Origin of the sequence: Variovorax sp. 679 (assembly GCF_003952185.1) — a bacterium.
Taxonomy (GTDB): Bacteria; Pseudomonadota; Gammaproteobacteria; order Burkholderiales; family Burkholderiaceae_C; genus Variovorax.
Genome location: NZ_RXFS01000004.1, coordinates 311,741 through 330,461, shown reverse-complemented (window position 1 = coordinate 330,461; position 18,721 = coordinate 311,741). Strand labels below are relative to the sequence as shown.

The window sequence follows — 18,721 nt, the reverse complement described above, 5'->3', positions numbered from 1 at the left end:
TGGCCTTCATCGCGCCGGGCTGGCGAAGCCCTTGGCCGCGATCTCATCGGCCAGGTCGCGCAGCGAGCGTTCGAGCAGGTCCGCCAGTTCGTCGATCTCGGCGGGCGTGATGGTCAGCGGCGGCGTGATCATCTGGAAATCACCGAAGGCGCCCAGGTTGGCACGCCGGTTGTACAGCGCGATGCCGTGCTTCAGCCCGTGCTCGGTGAGTCGCGCCGGCGCATTGAAGCTCGCCGGCAGCTGCCGCTTCGTCGCCTTGTCGGCCACGATCTCGATGGCGGTGAAGAGCCCCTTGCCGCGCACGTCGCCCACGATGGGCGAGCGCTCCGCCACCTCGCGCAGGCGCGCCATCAGCAGCTCGCCCATGTCGCGCGCGCGGTTCACCAGGTCCTGCCGGATGACTTCGCCGAGCACCGCGTTCGCCACCGCGCACGACAGCGGGTTGGTGAAGTAGGTGTGGCCATGCACGAAGCCGCCGCTGCCCGCGATCGCGTCGACGATGCGGTCGGGCGCCAGCAGCGCGCCCAGCGGCGTGTACCCCGCGGCCAGCCCCTTGGCCAGCGTGACGAGGTCTGGCCGCGCGCCGGCCCAATGGTGCGCCGCGAGAAAAGCCCCGGTGCGGCCCGCGCCGCTCATGATCTCGTCGTAGATCAGCAGCACGCCGTGGCGGTCGCAGATCTGGCGCACGCGCTCGAAGTAGGCGGCGGGCGAGACCGCCGCGCCGGTCGACAGCCCGCCGATGGGCTCCATGATGAAAGCCAACACCGTGTCGGGCCCTTCGCGCACGATGGCGGCCTCGAGCTCGTCGGCGCAGGCCATCGCATGGCTCAGGGCGGTGTGGCCCTCGGGCACGCGGTACGACAGCGGCGCGCTCACTTTCGGCATCTCGCGCACCATCGGCCCGTAGATCGACTGCGTGTGCGCGTCGCCCGTCACCGCCAGCGCGCCGAGCGTGGAGCCGTGGTAGCTGGGGTTGCGCGAGATGACCTTGGCGCGGCGCGGCTGGCCCGTGACCACCGCGTACTGCCGCGCCAGCTTGATCGCCGACTCGTTGGCCTCCGAGCCGCCCGAGACGAAGAAGGCGCGGTCGAAGCCATCGCCCGCCAGCGCGCAGACGCGGTCGGCCAGCTCGATGCTGTGCTCGCTCTCGAAGAAGCGCGGGTAGGCGAAGGTCACGCGCGCTGCCTGCTCCTGCATCGCCGCCAGCACGCGCGGATTGCCGTGGCCGATGTTGGCGACCACCGCGCCGGCCGTCGCGTCGAGGAAGCGGCGGCAGCCCGTGTCCCACAGGTAGATGCCCTCGCCGTGCGCGATGCGCGGTGGCCGTGGCGTGCCCCTGGCGGCGTAGAAGCCGAGCACGGAACCGCCCTTGGGCGTGTCGCCCACGGTGCGTGGGGTGTCTTCGATCGAGGCGCTCATCGGGAAATATCCATTCATTCGCTTGTCTTGAACGGCCCAGACGATAGGCAGCACCCGCTGCCGTGGGTAGACGTATGGTCCGATGAAGTGCTATACGTCTGGCGCATGAAGAACACCCACGACCGGCTCGACCTGCTGCAGACATTCATCCGCATCGGCGAGAGCGGATCGCTCAGCAAGGCGGCGCGCCTGCTCGACACCACGCAGCCCACCGTGAGCCGCCGCCTGCTGGAGCTGGAACGACTGCTGGGCTGCAAGCTGGCCATTCGCAACACCGCGAACTTCTCGCTCACCGACGAAGGCCGCTCGCTTCTGGCCGAGGCGCACGACCTCACCGACCGCTGGTCGGGCCTGTCGCAGCGGCTGCAGGGCGGACAGAGCCGGCCCGAGGGCACGCTGCGCGTGATCGGCCCATCCGGCTATGGCACCGGCTTCCTCACCGACGCGGTGACTGACCTGCGCGCCGCGCATCCGCAGCTGCGCGTGGAGCTCACGCTGACCGACCGCGTGGTCGACCTCGCGGCCTCCGGCGCAGAGTGCTGGGTGTGCGTGGGCGAGGTGCGCGACCCCGGCCTCGTCTGCCGCACGGTGGGCCGCATGGAGCGCGTGCTGATCGCCACGCCCGAACTGCTGAAGCGCACCGGCCCCGTCACGCTGGCCCGGCTGCCTCAGTTGCCGTGCGTGGGCCTGATCCCGTACGTGACGGGCAACGTGCGGCTCATCAACCGCGCGGGCCGCTCGCGCATCGTGCCGCTCGACACGCCCATCCGCACCGACAGCCTGCTCGCGAGCTACCGCGCGATCCTCAACGGCGCAGGCATCGGCGCGGCCGCGCCATGGATGTGCCACGAGGACATGCAGGCCGGCCGCCTGAAGCGCGTGCTGCCGAACTGGTGGCTGGAGCCGATCGGCGTGCACGTCGCGCTGCCGCCGGGGCTGTACCGGCCGGCGCGGGTCACGGCTTTCGTGGAGGCCCTGCGGCAGCGCATGCATGCGCTGCCGGGGTTCAGGCCGGCGGGGTGAGCCGCGACTACATCAGCGCGACCACCGGGTAGCAGCGCCACTCGGGCTCCGCGTGGCGCCTGCCGTGCGCGAAGATGAAGCCCAGCACCGCCTTCTGGTCGCCCAGCTTCTCCGGGTTCCCGGCCTTCCATTGCTCGAACAGGCGTCTCAGCTCGGGCTCTTCTTCCAGCATGCGCAGCGCGGTGTCCTCGAAGACATAGGGCGAGAAGTTCTCCTTCTTCTCCAGCACGCTGTTGAAGAAGCCCCAGCGGAAGAAGCTGTCATGGGCCTGCGGCTCCAGCGTCTCGACCGCGTAGCGGGCATTGGGCTGGTCCAGCGACACCAGCACGTCGCCCGCCCTCGCCTGGAACGGCTCGATGCCTTCGGCGAGCTCCACCTCGTCGTGGAACATGTGGCCTTCGTAGGCGTTCGCGCGGGAAGTCACGCTGCGGATGCGGTACACGCGCGCCGCGTCGAAGAGCCTGTCTTCGTCGAGCCGGCTCAGCTCCACGCCGTTCCACTCCAGCCGCTCGATCGCCTCTCGCCACGCCTGCGGCACGAGGTAAGCCCTGGGCGCCGCGACCGTCGCCTCCTCGATGCAGCGGTCGAAATGGACGATGTCCTTCTCCCACGGCTGGCTGCGGTCGTAGGCCAGGCGCTCGTAGCTGCCCAGCAGGCTGGGCTTGCGGACCGCGCGATAGCCCTTGAAGCGCAGGCTCGCCGGCCGGCTGCGGTCGTTGCGCCATGCCAGCGGCCAGCGCGCCTGCCGCGCGGCCGCGGCCTTCGCTTCGCGCCGCAGTTCCTGGATGCGCGCCGCATTCGCGATGCTGAAGTCCAGCACCGTCTCGACCAGCGCCCGCATCGAAGCCACGCGGTCGGCGAAGGGCTTGAGCATGTGGGTCTCGGGCATGAAGCCGATGGTGTGGTGCAGCGCCGCATAGCCGGTGGAAAAGCGCGGAGTGTCGAGAAAGTCCTCGATGCCGTCGCCGGGCGTCTCGGCCAGCAGGTTCATGTACGGGCAGGTGGGCCAGCCGCGGCGCTCCATGCCGCCGTAGATCGCGGGCAGCATGCTTTCGCGCAGGAAGGCGCCAAGCCCGCCGCCCAGCTTGTCGGGCTGGGTCGGGATCAGCGTCATGGTGTAGCTGTAGTCGGCGCCGTTGGAGGTGTGGGTGTCGACCATCACGTCCGGGTCCCACGCGGTGAAGAAGCGGTTGAAGACCTGCGCCGCGAGGCTGTCGCACTTGATGAAGTCGCGGTTCAGGTCCAGGTGCCGGCCGTTGCCGCGGAAGCCGAACGATTCGGGCCCGAGCTGGTTCACGCGGGACCTGTCCTGCCGGTTGATGCAGCCGTCCACGTTGTAGACCGGAATGAAGAGGAACACCGTGCTGCCCAGCGCCGCGAGCCGTTCCGGCTGGGTGCAGAAGTCGCGCACCAGCGCCATGCAGGTGTCGATGCCCTCGGGCTCGCCGGGGTGGATGCCGTTGTTGTTGAAGAACACCGGGCGCTGCTGCTGCTTGAGCGTCTCGCGGTCGAACACGCCGTCGGCGGTGACCACGCCGGCGTGAATGGGAACGCCGGTGTCCGACCTTCCGATCTCGCCCCAGCGCAGCACGCCGGGAAACTCCCTGGCCAGCCGCTCGTAGAAGGCGATGCATTCGGCCCAGGTGGTGGTCTGGTTGCCGTTGCCCGATTCGAACGGCGTGGGGTACAGGGCGTCTTGTGGAGCGGTCATGGGAAGAAGGCTACAGTAGTCGCCCCTCTCGGTCATCCAGCCCTTCTTTCTTCAAAAGAGCCAGACAAGGCCGCAAGCAATACATATTCATTCAAGGACACGGACATGGGCGCCCAATGGAAAGCCAAACACAAGGACATCGCGGCCAATGCCAAGGGCCGGCTGTTCGGCAAGCTGGTCAAGGAAATCGTGGTGGCCGCGCGCAACGGCGCCGATCCTGCCTCCAACGCACGCCTGCGGCTGGTGGTGGAGCAGGCCCGCAAGGTCTCGATGCCCAAGGACACGCTCGACCGCGCCATCAAGAAAGGCGCGGGCCTCACGGGCGAGGCGGTCAACTACGAGCACGTGATCTACGAAGGCTTCGCACCGCACCGCGTGCCGGTGATGGTCGAATGCCTGACCGACAACGTGAACCGCACCGCGCCTGAAATGCGCGTGCTGTTCCGCAAGGGTCAGCTCGGCACCTCTGGCTCGGTGTCGTGGGACTTCGACCACGTCGGCATGATCGAGGCCGAACCCGCGAAGCCCGACGCCGATCCCGAAGTGGCCGCCATCGAGGCCGGCGCGCAAGACTTCGAGCCTGCCGGCGAAGACCACCCCGCGGTCTTCCTCACCGACCCCACCGACCTCGATCTCGTGAGCCGCGCCCTTCCGGCGCAGGGCTTCACGGTGCTGTCGGCCAAGCTGGGCTACAAGCCGAAGAACCCGGTCGATCCGGCGAGCCTGAGCGCTGAAGACCTGGAAGAAGTCGAGACCTTCCTGGCGGCCATCGACGCGAACGACGACGTGCAGAACGTGTTCGTGGGGCTGGCGGGTTGAGCATCCTTGCCGGCAGGTGCCTGTGCGGTGCCGTTCACTACGAGGTGGCGGATGAGTTCGCCTACTCGCTGAACTGCCACTGCCCGGACTGCCGGCGCGCGACGGGCTCGGCCTTCAAGCCTTTCGCGGGCATCGAGCGCGGCAAGTTCGCCATCACGCTTGGTGAAGACGCGTTGATGATCCACGGCAAGCCCGATGCGGGCGACCTGCATTGCGCGAAATGCGGCTCGCTGCTGTGCTCGGTGGTGCGCGACGGGCAATTCGTGCACGTCGCGATGGGCACGCTGGTCGATGCGCCGTCCATCCGCCCGACCGCGCACATCTTCGTGGGCTCGAAGGCGCCGTGGTTCACGATCACGGATGACCTGCCGCAGCACGAGGCGCACGCGGGGCCGACGCCGAAAGCCTGAGGAGCCTTCGGGCAGGCGCCGCGCGGCGTTCATTGCTCACCAGCGGTGGGTGTAGCTCACCTTCAGCACCGCCCCCGCGGCCGGCAACCGACTGGTGTTGTTGCTGTTGCGTAGCAGCTGGCTGTAGAGCGGGAAGTAGCGTCGGTTGAACAGGTTCTCGACACCCACGACGACGGTGTTCTTCTCGTCGATCTTGAACCGGCTGACGAGGTCGAATGTGGTGTAGCCGCTGACGTCGCGGCGGCCGAAGCTGTTCACGCCGTCGAGCCGGTAGTCCTTCGAGCCATAGGACACGGCCTGCAGCCGGTGGCTCCAGCGCGCACTCGGCCTGTATTCGACGTATGCCGTCAGCTTGAGCGGCGGAATGCGGTAGCCCCACATGTCCTGGTAGCGCGTGCCGCCCTGCGGCAGCTCGCGCCCCTTCATCCACGTGAAGGAGCCGCCCGCGCCCCAGCGGTCGCCGCTGTCGACGTAGTCGATGGCGCCTTCGATGCCGTGGATGCGCTCCTTGGTGCGGGTCATGATCAGTCCGTTGAACGAGCTCTGCACCGCGCCCAGCGCGGACTGCGACTGGAACACGCTCAGGTTGGCCACCGCGTTGTCGAAGCGGCCGCGCCAGCCGAGCTCCACGGTGTCGGTCTTCACCGGCTGCAGGTCGGAGCCGCGGATGTTGAAGCTCGGCGTCGCGTTGCGAACCTGCAGGCCGATGTCGGGCAACTCGAATCCCTGGCTGTACGAAGCGTAGATGTCGTGGCGCGACGTCGGGTTGTAGACCACGCCGGCGTTGTAGGTCCACGCGCCGTAGTCGACCGTGCCGCCCTTCACCTGCGCAGGGTTGCGTGCACGCAGCTGCGACAGCGGCGTGAAGCTGTCGAACCTCGCGCTGGCCTTGTCGTAGCGCGCGCCGCCCTCGACCGACCAGTTGTCGTTGAAGCGATGCTGCAGCTGGGCGAAGCCGCCCATGGTGCGCGTGGTGATGGGCGGCATGAAGATCAGCGTGCCGGTCCGACTGAAACTCAGGCCGCGGCTGGCGTCGTAGAGCTTCGGGTCGAACACGTCGAGCGGCATGTCGGTGCGTTCCTGGTTGAAGTCCGCGCCCCAGGTGAGCTGCGTCTTCCGGTCGGCGCCGAACGGCGTCTTGACCGTCAGGCGGCCGCCGAACACGCGCGAGTTCTGCATCACCTGGTCGACGCTCGATCCACGGGCCACGACGCCGCGCGCGTCGAAGGGCGCGAAGCGGGTGAAGAAGTCGCGGTAGTAGAGCTGCGCGGCCAGCGTGCTGCCAGCGATGTCGCGGTTCGTGTAGTCGAGGCCGAGCAGGCTGTTGGTCACGCGGTTCTGCTTGTCGAGCTGCAGTCCCTTCAGGGGCCGCGCCGCGACGCTGCCCGCCGGCAGCCTGGCCACGGACTGGTCGGAGGCGTAGTCGGTGTCCTGCTTCGCGTCGTAGTGGCTCGCCGAGAACTGCAGCCGCTGGTTCGCGTCGATGCGGTAGCCGATCTTGGCGGAGGCGTTGTAGATGTTCGAGTCGAACAGGTCGCCCTGGCTGGGCTCGGGCGCGATGCGGTCGCCGCGCGCGTCGTAGGAGCCGCCCACGTGCCGCGTACCAAGGCTCACCGCGTAGTCGAAGACTTGGCCACTGCCCGAGATGTAGTGCTGCACTTCGCCGCCCAGTCCGGCCGAACCGATGCGCGAGAGCGGCGACACGCCGGTGATGGTGGTCTCGGCGCGCGTCTCGCCGCTGGGCTGCCGCGTGCGGATCGACACGATGCCACCCGCCGCGCCGCTGCCGTAGATCGCGCTGCTGCCGCGCAGCACCTCGATCTGGTCGACGTCCGCCGGGTTGATGTTGGCGAGGTTGCGCGAGGAGTGGCGGTTGGTGTTGAGCGGGATGCCGTCGACCAGCACGAGCATGTTGCGCCCGCGCAGGGTCTGGCCGAAGTCGGTGATGGTGTGGCTCGAATCGGCCATGCCGGGCACGACCTTGCTCAGCAGCGTGGCAACGCTGTCGGAACCCTGGCGCAGGTTGTCCAGTTCATCGCGCTCGAGCACGGTGACCTGGCGGGTGGGCGCCATGAGGCTGCTCTGCGTGCGCGCGGTCACGGTGACGGCCGGCAGGGCATCGGCCGATGCGGCGGGCTCCACGGGCGGGGCGGAGGCGGTGGGCGCCGGTGCGGCGTCGAGCGTGAAGTCGCCACTGGCGAGCCGGCGCGCGCGCAGGCCGCTGCCGGCCAGCAGCCGGCCGAGGCCCTCCTCGGCGGAAAACTCCCCGGTCAGGCCCGGCGTGGTCAGGCCGCGCGTGCGGGCGAGGTCGAAGCTGAGGTTGAAGCCCGCCTGCCCCGCGAAGGCCAGCAGGGCCGGCCCCAGAGGACCGGCCGGAATGCTGTAGGCCTTGCGCGCCGGGGCCGCCACGGCATCGGCCGCATGGGCCGGCAGCGAGGCGAGCCCCAGCGTGGCCACGCCGAGGGCGTACAGCGCGCCCTGCACGGCGCGCACGGTCCGGCGCTGTCTGCGCCTCGGGCCGTGGGGATTCTGGGGAGCGGAGGGCCTGTCGGTCATTGGGAGCGTCCTTGTCGCATGTCGGGATGTGGATTGGTTTCAATCGACATGACAGGCGAGACGCAGAAACCGGACACGCATCGGCAAGAAAAATCGCCCGCCGATGCGAGCCTCACGAGGAAATGGAAATCACCGGGCGGTCACCGTCACCCAGTAGCGGGTGCGCGCGTCGACGCGCACCGGCAGCGTCTGCGCGAGAACGGAAAGGATGCGATCGGTGTCGTCGAGCTGGAAGGCACCCGACACGCGCAGCCCTGCCACCACGGGGTCGCAGCGCAGCACGCCGCTGCGGTAGCGGCCGACTTCCGAAAGCAGGTCGGCCAGGCGCATCTCTTCGGCATAGAGCACGCCCTGGGTCCATGACTCCGCACCGGCTGCAACCGGCGCCAGGGGGCTCGTCGCATCGGCGGTGAATGCGATCTGCCGCCCGGCCGGTACGACGACCGGTGCGCCGGACGCACGCGCGGGGTTCACCTCGACCGCACCGGCGAGCACGACCAGGCGGCTGCGCTGCGCTTCCTCGTCAACGCGCACGATGAAGCGCGTGCCCAGCGCGCGCAGCCGGCCTTGCGGCGTATCGACAAGAAAGGGCCGCTGGAAGCCGGCGTTCGGGTCCGGCGCCGTGTCGACCAGGATCTCGCCGTTGCGCTGCCGCACCAGGCGCTGAGAGGCGTCGAACAGAACGTCGATGGCGGTCGACGTGTTGAGGATGACGCGGCTTCGGTCGGCCAGCTCGATGGTGCGGCGCTCGCCGGTCGCCGTGCGGTACTCGGCGCCCAGCGATTGCCACGGCACGGCGCGATAGCCGATCCAGGCGGCGGACGGCGCGCCCAGCAGCAGCGCCACCGTCCTGAGCAATGCGCGCCGGTTCGCGAGCATGCGGCGCCGGCCCAGAACCGGCATGCCCACGCCGGGCGGCACCGCGCCGAACCTGGCGCTCAATTGCTCCGCGCTCTGCCACACGCGCTGGTGCTCGGGGCTCTGGTCGCGCCACTGCGTCCAGCGCAGCGCATCGGCCTCGGTGAAGCGGCCCGCATGCATGCGCGCGAGCCACTGCGCGGCCTCGTTCACCAGGCGCGGATCGACGGCGCCGGAGCCCTGCGCCGCGCTCACGGCTGCGGCGTCAGCATGAGACGCAGACACTGCGCGAATCCCTGTGCCATGTAGCGGGTGACGGTGCGAACGCTGACGCCGAGCTGCACGGCGATGTCCTCGTACGCGAGGCCTTCGAGCTGCGACAGCAGGAAGGCGGTGCGCACCCTGTCGGGCAGTTCGTCGAGCAGCGCGTCGAGCTCGTGCAGCGTCTCCAGCAGGATCGCGCGCTCCTCGACGGAAGGCACAAGCGCCTCGGGCAGCAGCGCGAGCGACGCCTGGTAGGCGCGCTCCAGCGATTGCCGCTCGTGGTGGTTGATCACCAGGCGCCGCGCCACGGTGGTCAGGTAGGCGCGCGGCTCGCGCAGCGTCGGGATCGCGCCGGCGCGCAGCCCGATCCAGATGCGCATGAACGTGTCGTGGGCAATGTCCGCGGCGTCGAAGCTGTTGCCCAATCGCCCGCGCAGCCAGTTGAAAAGCCAGCCGTGGTGCTCGCGGTAGAGATGGTGGACTTCGCGCTGGAGTGACGGCTCGCCGGCAGCCATGGATGAGTGCGTCGCTTCGATGTCGGGGAAGAGATGGCAGCCGCGCTCAGCCGGCTTGCCGGGTACCGCCCCACCAGCCGCGGACCATGTGCAGCAGCGGGACCAGCATCAGGGCGGCGCAGAGCCAGAAGTGCAGCGCGCCGCCTTCCAGGAACGGATCGATGGCAGCGGGCCATGCATCGCCGCCGCGGGCGGTGGCCTGCAGGCGCAGCAGGTCGCTGATGCCGTGCAGCATCATCTGGATCGACAGCAACGACAACAGCAGCGCCGACGCCCGGAAGAGCACGAGCAACCCGGAGCGGATGCGCAGCCATTTCCAGATCGGCACCAGCAGGCCTGCGGCGACCATGCCCAGCAGCATCCCGGCAAGCGCTTCCGCCACGCCGGAGCGGGCGCTGATGGAACGCATGAACACCGCGACTTCGAGCGACTCGCGAAAGGCCGCCAGCGCGATGAATCCGACGATGATTGCCGGCGCGCCCCGCCGCTCGAGCCAGCCTTCGATCAGGATCTGCACCCGGCTCTTGATGCTGCCCGCGGAGGCGGCCATGCTCATCGCCACCAGCAGCACGCCGAAGCCCATCACGGTCGACAGGGCCGCCTCGACGACGCCGTCGAACGCGGCATCCATCAGCACCACGGCCAGCGCCGCGGCCGGCACCAGGCCGAGCACGAGGCCCCAGGCGATGTACGGCATCAGCCGCAGCCGGCGCGTCTGGAACAGGCATGCGCCGAGTGCGCCGACGATCAGCATCAGCTCCGCCAACTCGCGCAACGTGACCGCGAAAGCATCAAACATGGGGGTGCGGCAGGGAGCCGGAATCAGGGAAGATGACAATCATTCGCATTCCCAGAAGTATCGCATGACCGGCATTCCCATCCGGCGTGCGACACTCCTCTCCCACTTCGCGCCCCCTCCAACCCACCCTCCCAGACATGCCTGCCCCGATGAGCGACCAGGAAATCCTCGGCATCGTGGACCGCGCCGTGGACGACTTCAACGGCGACCTCGACGACCTCGAGAGCGCCATCGGCATGCTGATGCTCGGGCGCCACTACGGGTGGCGGGTGATCCTGCTGATCCACAGCCCGACCACGGTGCGCAAGTACCTGAAGATCCTCGGCCTGAAGAACCTGCGCGACGTGCTGCCCGAGGTCGGCGTGCTGGCGCACCGCTCGAACGCATGGCGCCTGCTCGACGGCACCAAGAACTTCTGGAAGGTCGTGCGCGGGCAGATCAGCGGCGTGCGATCGCCCCGCGTCGAGAAGGCGCCCCGCGAGCCGTCCTGAGCGGGCTGCGCACGACCGGCCCTCGGCGGGCCATCTCCCGATCGCTGAAGTAGTCATCCGAACAACCACTCGGATCGGCCGCTTGCACGCCTTCGCAGGCTGTTGCATGACACCCTCACTCGGCTTCGCCCGAAAGCAGTAGCACTTGACAGTACTACTTCTCGCTTCTACATTTCTCCGAAATTGCGAATCGTTCGTATTTCCTGCTTCCCGGCGCGGCCGCGCGGAGAAAGCCCGGAAGGCCGGCGCTCGCCTTTTGCAGACGGCGCGCAGGCGCCAGCCCTTTTCCTCCATCCGTTTCGCCATGAACATGAAATCCAGTCCGCGACGCGCCGTCGCGGCGCCCCGCTTCGCCCAGCCGTCGATCGTCAAGGCCGTCCACCTGCTGGCCGCCGGCGCCACGCTCGCCATCTGCACGACACCCGCCTGGTCGCAGACCGCCAGCGGCGCGCTGCCGCCCGTCACGGTGACGGGTGAAGGCGATCAGGGCTACTCGGCCAAGCGCAGCACCACCGCGACCAAGACCGACACGCCGCTGCGCGACACGCCGCAGTCGATCAGCGTCATCACCGCCGACGAGATGCGCGACCGCGCCGTGCAGAGCATCGCCGAAGCCGCGCGCTACGTCCCCGGCGTGGGCTTCGCGCAGGGCGAAGGCAACCGCGAGACGCCGATCTTCCGCGGCATCAGCACCACCGGCGACTTCTTCATCGACGGCATCCGCGACGACGTGCAGTACTACCGCGACCTGTACAACATCGAGCGCGTCGAGATCTTCAAGGGCCCGAACGCCATGGTCTTCGGACGCGGCGCGACCGGCGGCCTGATCAACCGCGTGAGCAAGCAACCCGAGTGGACGCCCTCCTACGGCGCCTCCCTGACGCTGGGCTCGCAGAGCAACCGCCGCGTCACCGTCGACCTGAACCAGCCCATCAACGACCAGCTGTCGTTCCGCCTCAACGGCCTCTACGAGAACTCGAAGAGCTACCGCGACGGCGTGTGGCTGGAGCGCTCGGGCATCAACCCGACGATCAGCTGGCGGCCCAGCGCGAAGACGCTGGTCACCCTGGGCTACGAGCACTTCAAGGACGACCGCATCGCCGACCGCGGCATCCCGTCGTTCCGCGGCGTGCCGGTCGTCACCGATCCGTCGACCTTCTACGGCAACGCGGCCGGCAGCCCCACGGGCTCGAAGCTCGATGCATTCAATGCGCTGGTCGAGCACGAGTTCGACAACGGCGTGCTGCTGCGCAACCGCACCCGCTGGTCGCAGCAGGACAAGTTCTATCAGAACGTGTTCCCCGGCGCGGTGAACAACGCAGGCACCGGCGTGGCCCTCAGCGCCTACAACAACGCCACCTCGCGCAAGAGCATCTTCAACCAGACCGACCTGACGTTCTCGCTGAACACCGGCGCGGTGAAGCACAAGCTGCTGGTGGGCGCCGAGCTCGGCCAGCAGGACACCGACAACTTCCGCAACACCGGCTTCTTCAACAACACCGCCACGAGCGTGACGGTGCCGCTGGCGTTCCCGACCACCTTTGCGCCCGTGGTGTACCGCCAGTCGGCGACCGACGCCAACAACAGCGGCAAGGCGACCGTCTCGGCGCTGTACGTGCAGGACCAGATCGAGCTGAGCCCGCAGTTCCAGGTGATTGCCGGCCTGCGCTACGACCAGTTCAAGGTCGACTTCCGCAACAACCGCAACTTCGACCGTTTCAAGACCACCGACGACCTCGTCTCGCCGCGCCTGGGCGTGGTCTACAAGCCGGTCGAGCAGGTTTCGCTGTACGCCAACTACAGCATCGCCTACCAGCCGCGCGCCGGCGACCAGCTCTCCTCGTTGACCCTGAGCAACGCGGCGCTCAAGCCCGAGAAGTTCAAGAACTACGAGATCGGCGCCAAGTGGGACGTGCTGCCCAACCTCGCGGCCACGGCGGCGCTGTACCGCCTCGATCGCTCGAACGTCATCGTGCTGGACCCGACCGACCCGACCAACACGCGCACCATCCTCAGCGACGGCCAGCGCACGCAGGGCCTCGAGCTGGGCCTGAGCGGCAACATCACGCCGGCATGGAGCGTCGCGGGCGGCTACTCGTACACCGATGCGAAGTTCAAGGCCGACACCTCCGCCACCATCCGCGCCGGCGCCACCGTGGGCCTGGTGCCGAAGCACACCTTCGCGCTGTGGAACCGCTACGACTTCTCGCCGATGTGGGGCGCCGGCCTCGGTGTGATCCACCGCACGAAGATGTTCGCCTCGAGCGAGCAGATCGTGACCGCCGGCACGCCCTTCCCCAACGTCGTGCTGCCCGCATACACCCGCGTCGACGCCGCGCTGTTCTTCACGCTGAACAAGAACGTCCAGATGCAGGTCAACGTCGAGAACCTGTTCAACCGGAAGTACTTCCTCAACGCGAACAGCAACTCGAACATCACGCCGGGTTCGCCGCGAGCCTTCCGCGTCTCGCTGAACGCGAAGTTCTAGGCATGCGGCGCGAGCGTCCTTCCTCCCGAACATCGTGAACACGGTGCAAAGACGCGCAGGCACCCGCTCCGTGCTACGGCACGAGCGGGTGATGCGGGTCATGGAAGAGGCGCGCGGCGCCAGCCTCAACGCGATCGAAATCAACAAGAGGCTCGGACAGGACGGGGCATTGCTCGCGATGTCCGCGCTCTACCGGGACCTGAAGCGCCTGGTCGAGGCCGGTCGCCTGAACCACGAATGGACGACGCGCAACGGCCATGTCTCGTCGGTCTACCGGATAGCCGCCGTGAGCCCGCCCGCCGCTCCGGTAAGGCTCATGTGCAGCGCCTGCGCGAGCGCGGTCGACATGCCCGCGGCAGGCCTGCTCTCGCAGCTCATCGCGCAGGCATGCAACGCGCAGGGCATGCCCGTTTCCAGCGACCCGATCGAGATCCGCATGCTGTGCCGGCGTTGCGGGCAGCTGCCGCAGGCCGCCTCGCCCGGCACCGATGAAGCAACGGCTGTCAGCCCGACGCGCCGGCTGCGCACCGGCTGCAGGTAACCAGCACCAGCGTTTCTCCCTCCGATACCGGAAGGCCCTGCAGCGCGCCCGCGCTCTCCAGCTGCTCGCGCAGCCGCTCGTCGTTGGCCTCCACCAGGCGGTTGCAGCTGCGGCATCGAAACCGCAAGGGCGACTTCGCCCCGGCGAGCCTATAGCCCAGACTCGGCCGTCCCGAAGACGCCTCGATCTCCCTCGTCACCACGCCCCGCTGCTCCAGCAAATGGAGGGTGCGATAAAGGCGCGTGATCGCCGCCGGGTCGGACGCCGCGCCCAGGCCCGACTGCGCGAGTTCCTGTGCAGTCCACGCGCGGTCATTGAACCTGATGAGCAGCCCCAGGACCCGTACGCGCTCCGCGGTGACGCCGATTCCGGCATCTTCCAGGCGCGCCGTGGCGGTCGCGCGAAGCTCTTCGTCTTCTTCCTTGTTTGTCGGATCGGCCTGGGTCATCGAAAGATTCCGGATGTGAATGGGCTTGCCGCATCGTCGCGAGTGCCGAAGGCACCCAGGGCATCGCCGGTCTGATCGTAGACCTTATGGAGCCGGCATCCCGCCCGGAGTTTCACCATTCGACGCCGTGCAAGAAGATGCCGCGGCAGCGCCGACAACGACATCCTGTGCCGCCACGCGGCCCCAGTTCGGGACGCGCGCCGAAGCGCCACATCTATGCTCGATGGAGCCATCCCCACTTCATCCCTGGAGCGTTTCCATGTCCCTGCAAGATTTCAAGGTCCTCACCTTCGACGTCGTCGGCACGCTGATCGATTTCGAGGGCGGCATGCTCGCCTACCTGCGCAGCGTGGCGCCCGATTCCAAGGTGAGCGACGACGACTTCCTCGCCGCCTACCGGCGCGCACGCGCCGACGGCAACGCCGGCTGGTATCCCGACGACCTCGAGCGCTGCTGGCACGCCGTAGCCCCCGCGCTGGGCCTGCCCGACACCGATGCCATCGCGAAAGGCCTGCGCGACTCCGTCTCGCAATGGCCGGCATTTCCCGACTCGGTGGAGGCGCTCAAGCGCCTTGGCAAGCGCTTCAAGCTGGTGACGATGACCAACGCGCAGGCCTGGGCGCTCGCGCATTTCGACAAGACCCTGGGCTCGCCCTTCGACATGCTGCTGAGCTGCGACGACGCGCTGTGCGAGAAGCCCGACGCGCGCTACTTCGCCTATGCACGCGGCCGCTTCGAAGGCGCCTGGGGCTACAGGCAGGCCGACAACCTGCATGTGGCGCAGAGCCAGTACCACGACATCGGCATCTCGAAGCAGCTGGGCATCACCACCTGCTGGATCGAGCGGCGCCATGCGCAGAAGGGTTCGGGCGGCACCATCGAGTCGAAGCACACGGTACCCGACTACCACTTCCACACGCTGGCCGAGCTGGCCGACGCGGTAGAGGCGGGACGTTGAGCATGACGGGCATCACCATCCTGCGCCAGTCGGCCACCATCGGCGGCCTGCAAGACCAGGGCACGCCCGCGCGTCCCCTGAGCCAGCCGCCCTGCCGGCTCAGCGGCATCGACGTCGAGCTCGCCGGCGCGGGCGAGAACAAGAGCGGCATCTGGCAATGCGAGCCCGGCCGCTTCGAGCGCCAGCTGGCCAACGCCGAGGTCATGCACATCCTGGCCGGCGCCTGCACCTTCACGCCCACCGGCGGCGAGGCTCTGCAGATCCGCGCGGGCGACACGCTGTTCTTTCCGGCACACACCACTGGCGAGTGGCATGTGCACGAGACCCTGCGCAAGGTCTTCGTCGTGATGGCATAGGGCTCACCCCCGGCTTGCTCACTTCGTGTAGCCGCCACCCCCTTGCAGGGGGCCATACCGGTGGCCCGGCAAAGCCGGTCCCACGGTATGGCTGGAAGGGCAACCCTTGAACTCAGGCCGCTTGCTTCGTCAGTTCGCTCGCGAACCTGCCGATGGAGAAGCTCTCGATCGGCGTCGAGGCCCGGCCGGTGGCGATCAGCTCGGCCATCGTCTCGCCCACGCCGGGGCTGATCGCGAAGCCCTCGCCGTTGAAGCCGAAGGCGTAGTGCAGGCCCGGCACGCGGGCGCTCGGGCCCATCACGGGCTGCCAGTCCGCCGTATAGCCCTCGATGCCGCTCCACACTCGGATCAGCTGCACGTGCTCGAAGGCCGGCACGAAGCGGCGCAGCTCGCGCATCTGGCGCAGCACGTTGTCGGGTTTCACGTAGGCGCGGATGTGCTGCGCATGCGCCGGCCCCTTGAGCCCGCCGCCGAAGACGATGTTGCCGCGCGCGATCTGCCTGAAGTACAGGCCCTCGTGCTCGATGGGCGAAGAGATGCCGATCGACGGCCCGATGGCATAAGGCAGCGGCTCCGTCACGCCCATCTGCGGGCCACGCGCCTCCATCGGCACGGCCTCGCCGAACTGTTCGGCCATGCGGTTCGACCACGCGCCGCAGGCCACGAAAAGCTGCGCCGCGCGAAAGCGCCGGCCGTCCGCCGTATGGGCGACGAAGCCCGCGCCGTCGCGCTCGACCTGCACTACCTCGGCATGCTCGACGATGTTCGCGCCCGCGCGCCGCGCGGCCCGCGCGAAGGCAGGGCCGGCCAGCCGCGGGTTGGCATGGCCGTCGTTCGGCGACAGCGAGCCGGCCACGATGCCTGGCGCGAAGATGCCCCAGCGCCTGCGCAATTGCTCGGCGTCGAACAGTTCGAGATCGAGGCCCAGCGGCTTCACGTCCCTTGCGTACTGCTCCAGCACCGCCGCCTGCTTCTCGGTGTAGCAGACACGCAGGTGGCCGTAGGGCACGAACTCCAGGTCTTCGCCGAGCAGTTCCTTCACGCGGCCCCAGACGGCGCGTGCGCGGTTGGCCAGCGGCATCTGCGCCAGCGCGCGGCCCTGCCGCCGCACGTTGCCGAAGTTGGTGCCGCTGGCCTGGCGACCCACGAGCTCGCGTTCGAGCAGCGTGACCGACAGCCCATGCTGGCGACGCAGGAAGAAAGCGGCGGTGGTGCCCATGAGGCCGCCGCCGAGCACCAGCACGTCGGTGGTGGTCGTCGTATCGCTCATGCCTGTTCCACCTCGCGCATGTTCATCATCATCGGTTTGACGGGCGCCTGCGAGCGCAGCCGCCCCACCAGCTCCACCGGCACGCCGCTGGCCTGCGCCACGATCTCGGCCGACGCATGGCCGCAGAAGCGGCCCTGGCAACGCCCCATGCCGACGCGGCTGAAGGCCTTGGCGCGATTGACTTCGTGGCTGTCCATCTCGTTGACGCAGCGGCGCAGCTCGCCGGCCGTCACGGCCTCGCAACGGCACACGACCGCGTCGTCTGGAAGTGCCGCCGCCTGCGCATGCGGCCATGGAAAGGCACGCGCCAGCCCTTCGCGAAAGCGGTTCATCTGCGCCAGGGTGCGGCGCAGCGCGACGGACTCGGCGTCGTGAAGAGCACGGCCCTGCGCGTGGCCCAGGTCGGCCAGCGCGGCGAGCGCCGCCAGCCTGCCTGCCGCCTCGGCACCGTCGGCCCCGAGGATGCGGGCGCCATCGCCGGCCAGGTACACGCCCTTCGTGCTGCTGCGGCCATCGGCATCGATGCGCGGCAGCCACTGCCGGCTCAGCGGCTCGAATTCGAAGTCGCAGCGCGCCAGATCGGCCAGTTGCGTTTCGGCGCGCAGATGCCAGCCGAGGCCCACGGCATCGCATTCGAAGCGTTGCTCGCGCCCCCGGGCGTCGCGCACGACCACCGCCTGCACGCCCAGGCTGTCGTCGCCGTCGATGCGCAGCGGCGTCACGCCCTGCAGCACCGGCACGCCCGCACCGCGCAGGCTGCGGATCAGCGCGAGCCCGCGCAATGCCAGCCGCGGCCGCGCGAGCAATCCGGCTACCGCGCTCCAGGACTTGGCGGCCGGCGCGGTGTCGAGCACCGCCGCCACCTGCGCGCCGGCCTGCACATACTGCGAGGCCACGAGGTACAGCAGCGGACCGCTGCCCATGAAGACGACACGCGAGCCGATCGCGCAAGCCTGCGCCTTCAGCGCGATCTGCGATGCACCCAGGCTGTAGCAACCTGCGCGATGCCAGCCGGCAACAGGCATCAGCCGATCGGTCGCGCCGCTGCACACCAGCAGCGCATCGAATGGCAGCGTCTGCGGCTCGCCGGCATGCACGACGTGCAGCGCACCTTCGCTGACGTTCCAGGCCAGCGTGTCGCCGCGGTAGTCGATGTGTTCGCGCAGCGCGTCGAAGTCGCCGTGCAGCGCCTGCGCCTTCGCGGCCTCGGTGCCGTAGAGCTTGGCGTAGGAGCGCTTGAAACCCTCGGGCTGCCGGCGGTAGATCTGGCCGCCGTCGCGCCGGCTTTCGTCGATGACGATGGGCCGCACGCCGGCGCGCACCAGCGCCTGCGCGGCGCGCACGCCGGCGGGCCCCGTGCCGACGACGACGATGCGCGGTGAAGAAGAAGAAGAAGAAGAAACCCCGCTCATGCCCCGGCCTCCGGCGCATGGCGGGCCAGCGACTGCTGCAGGTCCGGCGTCGCCGTCCATTGGTTCACGGGCGGATGCGTGAGCACCGACATGCCTTCCTCGACAGCCGTCGAACAGGCACGAAGGCGCTCGCCGGCCGGCGTCCACACCCAGCAGTCCTGGCAGGCGCCCATCAGGCAGAAGCCGGCGCGCGGCCCGTCGCCGAACTCGCTGTCGCGCACCCGTCGCCCGTTGCTCAGCAGCGCCACCAGCAGCGTGTCGCCGGCCAGCGCCGTGCGGGCCTCGCCGTCGATCTGCAGGGTCAGCGCGGGCCGGTCGGTTTCCGCGAGCCGCACGAAGCGGGCCGACGGTGGGAGGCGAGGCGTGGGTTCGGGCATGGAGAA

18 protein-coding genes are annotated in these 18,721 nt (G+C 68.9%); 8 read left to right on the top strand and 10 right to left on the bottom strand.

Features of this window, described 5'->3' with window-relative positions; translation table 11 throughout:
- Nucleotides 1–6: 6 nt before the first annotated feature.
- Complete coding sequence (locus EJO71_RS11950) at nucleotides 7–1,419, bottom strand: aspartate aminotransferase family protein (RefSeq protein WP_125948925.1); 1,413 nt, start codon at nucleotides 1,417–1,419, stop codon at nucleotides 7–9.
- 105 nt (nucleotides 1,420–1,524) lie between these two features.
- Between EJO71_RS11950 and EJO71_RS11945 the strand changes: the two genes are divergently transcribed.
- Nucleotides 1,525–2,442, top strand: coding sequence for a LysR family transcriptional regulator (locus EJO71_RS11945; protein WP_125948924.1), 918 nt, complete (start codon nucleotides 1,525–1,527; stop codon nucleotides 2,440–2,442).
- A gap of 7 nt (nucleotides 2,443–2,449) precedes the next feature.
- On the opposite strand, the gene EJO71_RS11940 is transcribed toward EJO71_RS11945, so the two are convergent.
- The gene (locus tag EJO71_RS11940) at nucleotides 2,450–4,153 is read right to left on the bottom strand and encodes a M14 family zinc carboxypeptidase (RefSeq protein ID WP_125948923.1); all 1,704 of its coding nucleotides are present in this window, start codon (nucleotides 4,151–4,153) and stop codon (nucleotides 2,450–2,452) included.
- Nucleotides 4,154–4,258: 105 nt separating this feature from the next.
- Here EJO71_RS11940 and EJO71_RS11935 point away from each other — a divergent pair, with 105 nt between their 5' ends.
- Nucleotides 4,259–4,972: a YebC/PmpR family DNA-binding transcriptional regulator gene (locus tag EJO71_RS11935; protein WP_125948922.1), complete on the top strand. Its 714-nt coding sequence runs from the start codon at nucleotides 4,259–4,261 to the stop codon at nucleotides 4,970–4,972.
- Nucleotides 4,969–5,382, top strand: coding sequence for a GFA family protein (locus EJO71_RS11930; protein ID WP_125948921.1), 414 nt, complete (start codon nucleotides 4,969–4,971; stop codon nucleotides 5,380–5,382). Before EJO71_RS11935 ends, EJO71_RS11930 begins: the two co-directional genes overlap by 4 nt.
- A 36-nt stretch (nucleotides 5,383–5,418) precedes the next feature.
- Here the strand turns inward: EJO71_RS11930 and EJO71_RS11925 are convergent, their stop codons facing one another.
- The 4 genes from EJO71_RS11925 to EJO71_RS11910 form a co-directional block, all read right to left on the bottom strand.
- Nucleotides 5,419–7,938 (bottom strand): TonB-dependent receptor, encoded by a 2,520-nt coding sequence (locus EJO71_RS11925; RefSeq protein ID WP_125948920.1) that lies wholly within the window; start codon nucleotides 7,936–7,938, stop codon nucleotides 5,419–5,421.
- Nucleotides 7,939–8,067: 129 nt separating this feature from the next.
- A complete protein-coding gene (locus EJO71_RS11920; RefSeq protein ID WP_240651367.1) occupies nucleotides 8,068–9,081 on the bottom strand; it encodes a FecR domain-containing protein in 1,014 nt (337 codons plus the stop codon).
- A complete protein-coding gene (locus EJO71_RS11915) occupies nucleotides 9,048–9,575 on the bottom strand; it encodes a sigma-70 family RNA polymerase sigma factor (RefSeq protein ID WP_125948918.1) in 528 nt (175 codons plus the stop codon). Before EJO71_RS11915 ends, EJO71_RS11920 begins: the two co-directional genes overlap by 34 nt.
- Nucleotides 9,576–9,621: 46 nt before the next feature.
- Nucleotides 9,622–10,374 carry a hypothetical protein gene (locus EJO71_RS11910; protein ID WP_125948917.1) on the bottom strand — a complete coding sequence of 251 codons (753 nt, stop codon included), beginning with the start codon at nucleotides 10,372–10,374 and terminating at the stop codon, nucleotides 9,622–9,624.
- Between the two features lie 137 nt (nucleotides 10,375–10,511).
- Here EJO71_RS11910 and EJO71_RS11905 point away from each other — a divergent pair, with 137 nt between their 5' ends.
- The 3 genes from EJO71_RS11905 (at nucleotide 10,512) to EJO71_RS11895 (ending at nucleotide 13,894) form a co-directional block, all read left to right on the top strand.
- Nucleotides 10,512–10,865, top strand: a complete 354-nt coding sequence (locus tag EJO71_RS11905) for a hypothetical protein (protein ID WP_240651366.1) — start codon at nucleotides 10,512–10,514, stop codon at nucleotides 10,863–10,865.
- A 304-nt stretch (nucleotides 10,866–11,169) separates the two neighbouring features.
- Nucleotides 11,170–13,353 (top strand): TonB-dependent siderophore receptor, encoded by a 2,184-nt coding sequence (locus tag EJO71_RS11900; RefSeq protein ID WP_125948916.1) that lies wholly within the window; start codon nucleotides 11,170–11,172, stop codon nucleotides 13,351–13,353.
- Between the two features lie 43 nt (nucleotides 13,354–13,396).
- A complete protein-coding gene (locus tag EJO71_RS11895; RefSeq protein WP_125948915.1) occupies nucleotides 13,397–13,894 on the top strand; it encodes a hypothetical protein in 498 nt (165 codons plus the stop codon).
- On the opposite strand, the gene EJO71_RS11890 is transcribed toward EJO71_RS11895, so the two are convergent.
- A complete protein-coding gene (locus tag EJO71_RS11890; RefSeq protein ID WP_125948914.1) occupies nucleotides 13,857–14,342 on the bottom strand; it encodes a transcriptional repressor in 486 nt (161 codons plus the stop codon). The two genes, EJO71_RS11895 and EJO71_RS11890, sit on opposite strands and share 38 nt — an antisense overlap.
- Before the next feature lie 259 nt (nucleotides 14,343–14,601).
- On the opposite strand from EJO71_RS11890, the gene EJO71_RS11885 reads away from it, so the two are divergent.
- Together EJO71_RS11885 and EJO71_RS11880 are read left to right on the top strand one after the other, a co-directional pair.
- On the top strand, nucleotides 14,602–15,300 hold the full coding sequence (locus tag EJO71_RS11885) for an HAD-IA family hydrolase (RefSeq protein ID WP_125948913.1): 699 nt from the start codon (nucleotides 14,602–14,604) through the stop codon (nucleotides 15,298–15,300).
- Between the two features lie 2 nt (nucleotides 15,301–15,302).
- Nucleotides 15,303–15,656 (top strand): cupin domain-containing protein, encoded by a 354-nt coding sequence (locus EJO71_RS11880; protein ID WP_125948912.1) that lies wholly within the window; start codon nucleotides 15,303–15,305, stop codon nucleotides 15,654–15,656.
- A 112-nt stretch (nucleotides 15,657–15,768) separates the two neighbouring features.
- Here EJO71_RS11880 and EJO71_RS11875 read toward each other — a convergent pair whose 3' ends face one another.
- Genes EJO71_RS11875 through EJO71_RS11865 form a run of 3 tightly spaced genes read right to left on the bottom strand, consistent with a single transcriptional unit; the run spans nucleotide 15,769 to nucleotide 18,715 of the window.
- Entirely contained in the window at nucleotides 15,769–16,926 is a 1,158-nt protein-coding gene (locus EJO71_RS11875) for an FAD-binding oxidoreductase (RefSeq protein WP_125948911.1), read from the bottom strand.
- Nucleotides 16,923–18,338 carry an NAD(P)/FAD-dependent oxidoreductase gene (locus EJO71_RS11870; RefSeq protein ID WP_125948910.1) on the bottom strand — a complete coding sequence of 472 codons (1,416 nt, stop codon included), beginning with the start codon at nucleotides 18,336–18,338 and terminating at the stop codon, nucleotides 16,923–16,925. Before EJO71_RS11870 ends, EJO71_RS11875 begins: the two co-directional genes overlap by 4 nt.
- Nucleotides 18,335–18,715: a (2Fe-2S)-binding protein gene (locus EJO71_RS11865; RefSeq protein ID WP_125948909.1), complete on the bottom strand. Its 381-nt coding sequence runs from the start codon at nucleotides 18,713–18,715 to the stop codon at nucleotides 18,335–18,337. Before EJO71_RS11865 ends, EJO71_RS11870 begins: the two co-directional genes overlap by 4 nt.
- Nucleotides 18,716–18,721: the final 6 nt, after the last annotated feature.

Coding starts and splice junctions, on each gene's coding strand:
- EJO71_RS11950 (WP_125948925.1), bottom strand. CDS start 1,419: ATGAGCGCCTCGATCGAAGACACCCCACGCACCGTGGGCGACACGCCC.
- EJO71_RS11940 (WP_125948923.1), bottom strand. CDS start 4,153: ATGACCGCTCCACAAGACGCCCTGTACCCCACGCCGTTCGAATCGGGC.
- EJO71_RS11910 (WP_125948917.1), bottom strand. CDS start 10,374: ATGTTTGATGCTTTCGCGGTCACGTTGCGCGAGTTGGCGGAGCTGATG.
- EJO71_RS11935 (WP_125948922.1), top strand. CDS start 4,259: ATGGGCGCCCAATGGAAAGCCAAACACAAGGACATCGCGGCCAATGCC.
- EJO71_RS11890 (WP_125948914.1), bottom strand. CDS start 14,342: ATGACCCAGGCCGATCCGACAAACAAGGAAGAAGACGAAGAGCTTCGC.
- EJO71_RS11880 (WP_125948912.1), top strand. CDS start 15,303: ATGACGGGCATCACCATCCTGCGCCAGTCGGCCACCATCGGCGGCCTG.
- EJO71_RS11865 (WP_125948909.1), bottom strand. CDS start 18,715: ATGCCCGAACCCACGCCTCGCCTCCCACCGTCGGCCCGCTTCGTGCGG.
- EJO71_RS11900 (WP_125948916.1), top strand. CDS start 11,170: ATGAACATGAAATCCAGTCCGCGACGCGCCGTCGCGGCGCCCCGCTTC.
- EJO71_RS11870 (WP_125948910.1), bottom strand. CDS start 18,338: ATGAGCGGGGTTTCTTCTTCTTCTTCTTCTTCACCGCGCATCGTCGTC.
- EJO71_RS11875 (WP_125948911.1), bottom strand. CDS start 16,926: ATGAGCGATACGACGACCACCACCGACGTGCTGGTGCTCGGCGGCGGC.
- EJO71_RS11925 (WP_125948920.1), bottom strand. CDS start 7,938: ATGACCGACAGGCCCTCCGCTCCCCAGAATCCCCACGGCCCGAGGCGC.
- EJO71_RS11905 (WP_240651366.1), top strand. CDS start 10,512: ATGCCTGCCCCGATGAGCGACCAGGAAATCCTCGGCATCGTGGACCGC.
- EJO71_RS11945 (WP_125948924.1), top strand. CDS start 1,525: ATGAAGAACACCCACGACCGGCTCGACCTGCTGCAGACATTCATCCGC.
- EJO71_RS11915 (WP_125948918.1), bottom strand. CDS start 9,575: ATGGCTGCCGGCGAGCCGTCACTCCAGCGCGAAGTCCACCATCTCTAC.
- EJO71_RS11885 (WP_125948913.1), top strand. CDS start 14,602: ATGTCCCTGCAAGATTTCAAGGTCCTCACCTTCGACGTCGTCGGCACG.